General features: G+C 61.4%; 7 protein-coding genes. 4 read left to right on the top strand and 3 right to left on the bottom strand.

Annotated elements, in window-relative coordinates; genetic code table 11:
* Nucleotides 1-74: 74 nt before the first annotated feature.
* Together ACO6VD_RS26685 and hmpA are read right to left on the bottom strand one after the other, a co-directional pair.
* Nucleotides 75-545, bottom strand: a complete 471-nt coding sequence (locus ACO6VD_RS26685; protein ID WP_045183769.1) for a phosphate-starvation-inducible protein PsiE — start codon at nucleotides 543-545, stop codon at nucleotides 75-77.
* A 170-nt stretch (nucleotides 546-715) separates the two neighbouring features.
* Entirely contained in the window at nucleotides 716-1897 is a 1182-nt protein-coding gene (gene hmpA / locus ACO6VD_RS26680; RefSeq protein ID WP_422422833.1) for an NO-inducible flavohemoprotein, read from the bottom strand.
* Between the two features lie 153 nt (nucleotides 1898-2050).
* On the opposite strand from hmpA, the gene norR reads away from it, so the two are divergent.
* From norR to ACO6VD_RS26660, 4 genes are all read left to right on the top strand, one after another.
* Nucleotides 2051-3604: a nitric oxide reductase transcriptional regulator NorR gene (gene norR, locus ACO6VD_RS26675; RefSeq protein WP_422422832.1), complete on the top strand. Its 1554-nt coding sequence runs from the start codon at nucleotides 2051-2053 to the stop codon at nucleotides 3602-3604.
* 80 nt (nucleotides 3605-3684) lie between these two features.
* Nucleotides 3685-4584: a chemotaxis protein gene (locus ACO6VD_RS26670; protein WP_400169883.1), complete on the top strand. Its 900-nt coding sequence runs from the start codon at nucleotides 3685-3687 to the stop codon at nucleotides 4582-4584.
* A gap of 79 nt (nucleotides 4585-4663) precedes the next feature.
* On the top strand, nucleotides 4664-4975 hold the full coding sequence (locus ACO6VD_RS26665) for a hypothetical protein (protein ID WP_422422831.1): 312 nt from the start codon (nucleotides 4664-4666) through the stop codon (nucleotides 4973-4975).
* Nucleotides 4954-5721 (top strand): YkgJ family cysteine cluster protein, encoded by a 768-nt coding sequence (locus ACO6VD_RS26660; RefSeq protein ID WP_422422830.1) that lies wholly within the window; start codon nucleotides 4954-4956, stop codon nucleotides 5719-5721. The genes ACO6VD_RS26665 and ACO6VD_RS26660 overlap by 22 nt, the downstream gene beginning before the upstream one ends.
* Here ACO6VD_RS26660 and ACO6VD_RS26655 read toward each other — a convergent pair.
* On the bottom strand, nucleotides 5718-7301 hold the full coding sequence (locus ACO6VD_RS26655) for a methyl-accepting chemotaxis protein (protein WP_422422829.1): 1584 nt from the start codon (nucleotides 7299-7301) through the stop codon (nucleotides 5718-5720). The two genes, ACO6VD_RS26660 and ACO6VD_RS26655, sit on opposite strands and share 4 nt — an antisense overlap.
* Nucleotides 7302-7326 lie beyond the last annotated feature (25 nt).

Genomic DNA, 7326 nt, shown 5'->3' with positions numbered 1-7326 from the left:
GGGAGTGGGTTTGCCCGGTGATTGTTTTCTGTCTGAAACACCGCATCGCGGGGCAAGCCCGCTCCCACCGGTTGTTATTTACCTTCCTCGATCTCTTTGCCACTGGCATCAATAGCCTTGGTCGACGGGTACTGGTAAGACGCATAACGCACCACCAGAATCGCGAACGCCAGCAACAGAATGCCACCACACACATACAGCAAGCCGACATCCGGCGCCTTGTGGTGCGAGACGTCGCCGATCAGCAGACGCGTCAGTGCGGTGATCGCCACATAGAGCAGGAAACGGATCGGCATGTGGTTGGTCTTGAAGTAGATCCCCACCATCGCTCCGAGCTCGAGGTAGATGAACAACAGCAGAATGTCATCGACGCTGATACCACCCTTGCTGAGCATATCGATGAAGGTCGCCACCGCCGCATAGGCAGTGATCGCACCAATACCGAACAGGGCCAGGTAATGAAATGCTTCGACGCAGAGGTTGCCCAGCGAGTCGGCCGAGCCATGCAGGCCTTTGCGCAGTTTGTCTGCCCATTTGATGTTCACGATTGCGGTTTCCTTGATACGGCTGGAAGGATGATGCGCCACGCGCATGACGCTTTTTCTGCATGCAGTAAAAAGGCCAGGCGCCCTGTTTGAGAAGGCGACCAAACGCCGCAAGGCACAGCCATCACTGGCTGTGCCTTGGGTTTTCAACCGTAGGGTGGAAAACCGCGTTATTCGAGCGCCGAGGCCGGGCCGAAGAACTCGTAGCGGCTCTGTTTCTCAGGTACGCCAAGGCCCTTGAGGTGACCCTTGATGGTCGCCATGAAGCCTTTCGGGCCAAGGAAATAGGCGTCCAGGTCACGGTCCTGCGGCAGCCACTCGTTGAGCTGCTCGGCCGTCAGCAGGCCAACGGCATCGGCAGGCTCACTGACCCCATCGTCTTCGGCATAGCAGTAGAAGCGCTTGATCTGCGGATGACGTGCTGCCAGCCCGTCGACCCAATCGCGGAACGCATGCACCGCACCGTTGCGCGCACAGTGGATGAAGTGCACCAGACGACCGCTTTCCAGCGCCGCTTCGAGCATCGGCAAGGTCGGGGTGATGCCGACGCCGCCGCTGATCAGTACCAATGGCTTGCTGCTGGTGCTCAAAGTGAACTCGCCCGATGGCGGGAACAGCTTGATGGTGTCGCCCACGGCCAGTTGCTCGTGCAGGTAGTTGGAGACCTTGCCACCCGCCTCACGCTTGACGCTGATGCGGTACTGACCGGCATCACTCAGGGCCGACAGCGAATAGTTGCGACGCTGCTCGACACCGTCGATGAACAGTTGCAGACCGATGTACTGGCCCGGTTCAGCGCTGAGAATTGCACCGCCATCGACCGGGGCGAAGTAGAAGGAGACGATCTCGCTGCTTTCTTCAACGCGCTGCACCAGTTTGAAGTCCCGCGCACCACGCCAGCCACCCGGAGCGGCGGCTTTCTGGGCATAGATATCGGCCTCGGCACCGATGAGGATATCGGCCAGTTGCTGGTAGGCAGCGCCCCAGGCGGCAATCACTTCAGGGGTGGCGATTTCTTTACCGAGCACTTCTTCGATGGCACGCAGCAGACAGCTACCGACGATCGGGTAATGCTCCGGAAGGATCTGCAAGGCCACATGCTTGTTGATGATCTGGCCGACCAGGCCACCGAGCTGTTCGAGCTGGTCGATATGGCGGGCGTACATCAATACGCCGTTGGCCAAGGCGCGTGGTTGATCGCCGCTGGCCTGGTGCGCCTGGTTGAACAGTGGTCGCACCTCTGGGTATTCGCTGAGCATCAGCTTGTAGAAGTGAGTGGTCAGCGCTTCACCGCCGCTTTCCAGCAGGGGAACAGTGGCTTTGACGATTGCACGATCCTGGGCATTAAGCATGGATGACTCCTGAGCCGATGGCTTCTTGATGATTGCCTTTGACTATTCAGTTTCCGTGCCAACTTTTTAATCCTTTAAAATCAATAACTTAAAAATCAAAGAGTCATTAAGACAACAAACAAGTTATAGTCATTAAGACCAACAGGAGTCTTTATGACCGCAAAATCCCTGCTCACCGCCCTGCTGCCACTGGTCAGCGACCTGGCCCGCGACCTGCCCGAACGCGAACGCTACCGGCGTCTGCTCGAAGCCATGCGCAGCCTGCTGCCTTGCGACGCTGCCGCATTGCTGCGCCTGGACGGCGACTGGCTGGTGCCGCTGGCGGTCGATGGATTGAGCACCGACACCCTTGGACGGCGCTTCAAGGTCAACGAACACCCGCGCTTCGAGGCCATCCTCAGCCATAGCGCACCGACCCGCTTTGCCAGCGACAGCGAGCTGCCCGACCCTTACGACGGTCTGGTCGAAGGCCTGCACCAGCAACTGGAGGTGCATGACTGCATGGGCTGTCCGCTGTACGTCGACGAGCAGCCCTGGGGCCTGATCACCCTCGATGCCCTCGACCCGGAGCAGTTCCAGCAGGTCGAACTGGATGCCCTGCAAGCCTTTGCCAGCCTGGCGGAAGCCACGGTCAATGTCGCCGAGCGCATTGAGCGCCTGGCGCTGCGTGTCGAAGATGAACACGAACGCGCCGAGGTCTATCGCCAGGCCAGCGGCCAGCAACACAAGGAACTGATCGGTCAGAGTAAAGCGCACAAGCGTCTGCTCGAGGAGATTCAACTGGTAGGCAGCAGTGACCTGACTGTGCTGATCACCGGCGAAACCGGTGTCGGCAAAGAGCTGGTCGCCCAGGCCATCCACCAGGCCTCGGGCCGCGCCGGCAAACCGATGATCAGCCTCAACTGCGCAGCCTTGCCCGACACCCTGGTAGAAAGCGAACTGTTCGGCCATGTGCGCGGCGCCTTTACCGGTGCCGTCGATGAACGGCGCGGCAAGTTCGAACTGGCCAACGGCGGCACGCTGTTTCTCGACGAAGTCGGTGAACTGTCGTTGACCGTACAGGCCAAGCTGCTGCGCGTGCTGCAGAGCGGGCAGTTGCAGCGCCTGGGGTCGGACCAGGAACACCGCGTCGACGTGCGCCTGATCGCCGCCACCAACCGCGACCTCGCCGACGAAGTGCGTACCGGACGCTACCGCGCCGACTTCTATCACCGCCTCAGTGTCTACCCGTTGCTGGTGCCGCCGTTGCGCGAACGCGGGCGCGATGTGTTGCTGCTCAGCGGCTACTTTCTTGAGCACAACCGCTCGCGCATGGGCCTGGGCAGCCTGCGCCTGAGCGCCGAAGCCCAGGCCGCCCTGCTGGCCTACGACTGGCCGGGCAACGTACGTGAACTGGAGCACCTGATCGGTCGTTCGGCGCTCAAAGCCCTGGGCCAGCACCGTCAGCGCCCGAAGATCCTGACCCTGGATGCTCATGACCTGGACCTCAAACCCGTCGAAGCGCTGCCCACTCAGGGCCAGGCAGCCCAAGCGCCTGATGCGCCGCTGCCGGTCGGCGACCTGCGCAACGCCCTCGATGACTACCAGCGCCTGCTGATTCAGGCCTGTCTTGAACGCCATCAGCACAACTGGGCCAGCAGCGCCCGTGAACTTGGCCTGGATCGGGCCAATCTCGGTCGCCTGGCCAAGCGCCTGGGTCTACGCTGATTCGAGCAAGTGATTAAAGCCAGGAGCTGTCGGGTCGATAACCCGGCATCTCCCCCATTCACTCTGTCCTGAAGGTGCCTATGGCCTCGCAAAATGCCCGCGCGGACTCGCTGTCGCTGCTGCTGTTCACCCTGCGCAGCGGCAAGCTGATGGCGATCAACCTGCTCAAGGTCAGTGAAATCATTCCCTGCCCGGCACTGACCAAGCTGCCGGAGTCGCACCCCCACGTCAAAGGCGTGGCTACCCTGCGCGGCAATTCACTGTCGGTGATCGACCTGTCCCGCGCCATTGGCGAACGGCCACTGGAAGATCCCCAGGGCGGCTGCCTGATCGTCACCGATATCAGCCGCTCCAAACAGGGCCTGCATGTGCAGGCGGTGAGCAAGATCGTCCATTGCCTGACCACCGACATCAAGCCACCGCCCTATGGTTCCGGCAGCAAGTCGTTCATCACCGGGGTAACCCGGGTCGACAATACCCTGGTGCAGGTGCTGGACATCGAGAAGGTCATCCATGGCATTGCCCCGCCGCCCCATGAAGTGATCTCCAGCGAGTTGAGCGCCGATGACGCCGCGGTGCTTGCCGCCACCAATATCCTGGTGGTCGACGACAGCCTGGTGGCCTTGCAGCAATCGGTGCACACCCTGCGCGGGCTGGGTATCGAATGCCATACCGCACGTAGCGCCAAGGACGCGATCAACACCTTGCTGGAGCTGCAAGGCACCGAGCAGGAGATCAACGTGGTGGTCTCGGACATCGAAATGTCCGAGATGGACGGCTATGCCTTTACCCGCACCCTGCGCGAAACCCCGGACTTCAAGCACCTCTATGTACTGCTGCATACCTCGCTGGACAGCGCGATGAACAGCGAAAAAGCCCGGCTCGCCGGGGCCAATGCGGTGTTGACCAAGTTCTCCTCGCCGGAGCTGACCGACTGCCTGATCGTCGCCGCGCGGGCGGTAGCCTTCGAAGAAAGCTGACACACAACCGATGACCGCTGCGTTTGAAAGTGCCTGAACCTCAGGCACAATTGAGCCCATTGTCGATCGAGTACCTGTCATGAAAGCCTTTCTTTGCATTCTGCTCGGCTGCGCTGCCTTCACGACGCTCGCCCAGGCCTCCAGCGATCAGGCCTGGAAAGAACACTACAAACAGATGAACGAGCACTGCATTGCCGCCAGCACGCTGAAAAACGTCAAGGTCCTGGGCAAGCCCGCCGAGTTCGACGACCGCGTCGGCTACAGTGCACTGCTGCTCGAAGGACGCTACCCACAGAAGCACATGAACAACCGCAAAGGCACCGAGTTGTGCCTGTACGAACGGCAACGCAAGACCGCCTTCGTGACTGAATGGGCCCCCGCCACACCGTGAACAGCGTACCCACCCACGACATCCGCTTTGACTGCACCGGCTGCGGCAAGTGCTGCACTGGCCATCACGTCCCCCTGACCCTGAGCGAGGCCCGTCAGTGGACAGATTCCGGCGGCCAGGTCCTTGTCCTGATCGAAGCCTTTCTGGCCAATGGCCTGGGGTTGCCCGCCGAACAACGCGACCATGCGTTGCAGCGCTCCTGGCCTGTGGCCTGCGGCAGCACCGAAGCTCATGTGGCTATCACCTTCGCCGCGTTCAACCCTGAACGCTGCCGTAACCTGGATGGCGACGACCGCTGCACCATCTACGAAACCCGGCCACTGGTCTGCCGCATCTACCCGATGGAAATCAATCCGCACATCCCCTTGCGCCCCGAAGCCAAGGATTGCCCCAGCGAAGCCTGGCAAAGCGGCCCGCCGCTGATTCACGGCCAGCACCTGGTCGACCGGCGCCTGGCCGAACTGATTGAACGCTCACGACAGGCCGACCGCGACGACATCCGCGGCAAGGTCGCCATCTGCCAGGCACTCGGCATCGACACCAGCGCCCTGAAGGGTAATGGTTTCACCGCCTACCTGCCGCATACCCCGGCCCTTGCCCAGGCATTGCAACAAGTACCGGCAGAGGGCCCGATTGCATCCTGGACCCTGCATGTGCTCGACCCTCAGCTGAGCGAACAACTCCAGGCCTGCGGCGCCCGGATCTGCAGCGAAGCCGCCGAGCACTACAGTTTCATCGGTTTCTAATGGCAACGCCGCCAGAATTCGGCGGCCAGACGCCGCAGGTCCTCGGCCAGTGCAGCCACATCGCTGGCACTGAGGTGACTCTGCTGACCGACCTGCACCGTTGATTCGCTGGCCTGGCGAATGCTGATGATGTTGCGGTTGATGCTCTCACTGACCTGGCTTTGCTGTTCCACTGCAGCGGCAATCTGCACACTCATCTCGCTGATCTGGTTGACCCTCAGGCTGATGCCATCCAGCGCAGTGGCCGCGCGCCGTGCCTGATCGACACTGTGCCCGGCATGTTCGCTGCTCTGCTGCATCACCTGCACGGCATCGCGCGCGCCATTCTGCAAGGCACTGATCATGCGTTGAATCTCGTGGGTCGATTGTGCCGTGCGCTGGGCCAGGCCACGCACTTCATCGGCAACCACGGCAAAACCACGGCCCTGATCCCCCGCCCGGGCCGCCTCGATGGCGGCATTGAGCGCCAGCAGGTTGGTCTGCTCGGCAATCGCGCGGATCACCTCGACGACGCCGGTAATCTCACTGCTGTGACTCTGCAGGTTGTGGATAACCTCGGTGGCAGCATCCAGCGAGTTGGCCAGTTCCTGGATCGCGGCGCGGTTGAGGTCAACCAACTGGTGTCCGGCACGGGTTTCACCTTCAGCCTGATCGGCAGCCTGCGACGCTTGCTGGGCATTGTTGGCGACCTGGGCGACGCTGGCGGCCATCTGGTTGATCGCCGTGGCGATCTGATCGGCTTCACCCTGCTGCTCCAGGCTGCTGCTGTGACTGCTTTGCAGCGATTGCGCCAAGGACCCGGTATGCCCAGCCAGACGCCGCGAGGTATCGCCGATACGCCCGACCACCGCGCCAAGCTGGCCCTTGAGCATGCGCAGGGCAAAATCGATCTGGCCGATACCATCGCGGCGCCCGGTGTACAGCTGTTGGCTCAACGGGTTGTCGGCAATCGCCTGCGCTTCGCTGCACAAGCGTTGAAAAGGCTTGAGCAGGGCAACAATCACCAAGGCACTCAGGCCGCTTGCCAGCAACACCTCGAAGAAGCCTTGCCAGGGCAACACCGGCAACACCAGGCGGCTGAGCACCGATGCCAGCACACAGCCAAGGGTCACCCCCGCCCACAGTTGCCAGCCCAGTCCGAGCACCGGCAACCGCTGCCACCAGGACAGCCGACCGCTGCGCAGACGTGCATAACAGCGCTCGGCCGCTTCGATCTGTTCGACACTGGGCTTGGTGCGTACCGACTGGTACTCCACCGTCTGGCCCTTGCTGGCGATGGGTGAAACAAAGGCGCTGACCCAGTAATGATCGCCACTCTTGCAACGATTCTTCACCAGTCCCATCCACGAGCGGCCACTCTTGAGCGTCTGCCACATCTGCTCGAATGCCTGCGGCGGCATATCTGGATGCCGGACGATATGGTGTGCGCTGCCCATCAGTTCTTCACGGCTGAAACCGCTGATGTTGACGAAGTCGTCATTGGCGTAGGTGATTACGCTGGAGAGGTCTGTGGTGGAAAGGATATTGGCGCCATCGGGATAATCCACATTGCGACCGGTCACAGGCATATTGCTCTTCATCGGAGGCACTCGTTGTTGTTTGGGA

The sequence above is a fragment of the Pseudomonas sp. GZD-222 genome, from assembly GCF_049310525.1.
In the GTDB taxonomy this organism is placed as follows: domain Bacteria; phylum Pseudomonadota; class Gammaproteobacteria; order Pseudomonadales; family Pseudomonadaceae; genus Aquipseudomonas.
Note: the sequence above shows the minus strand (reverse complement) of the source record. Positions and strands in the feature narration are given on the sequence as shown.

Bases quoted from the DNA above. Each gene is read 5' to 3' on its own strand.
- ACO6VD_RS26655 (WP_422422829.1), bottom strand. From the start codon at position 7,301: ATGAAGAGCAATATGCCTGTGACCGGTCGCAATGTGGATTATCCCGAT.
- norR (WP_422422832.1), top strand. From the start codon at position 2,051: ATGACCGCAAAATCCCTGCTCACCGCCCTGCTGCCACTGGTCAGCGAC.
- ACO6VD_RS26665 (WP_422422831.1), top strand. From the start codon at position 4,664: ATGAAAGCCTTTCTTTGCATTCTGCTCGGCTGCGCTGCCTTCACGACG.
- ACO6VD_RS26670 (WP_400169883.1), top strand. From the start codon at position 3,685: ATGGCCTCGCAAAATGCCCGCGCGGACTCGCTGTCGCTGCTGCTGTTC.
- ACO6VD_RS26660 (WP_422422830.1), top strand. From the start codon at position 4,954: ATGGGCCCCCGCCACACCGTGAACAGCGTACCCACCCACGACATCCGC.
- hmpA (WP_422422833.1), bottom strand. From the start codon at position 1,897: ATGCTTAATGCCCAGGATCGTGCAATCGTCAAAGCCACTGTTCCCCTG.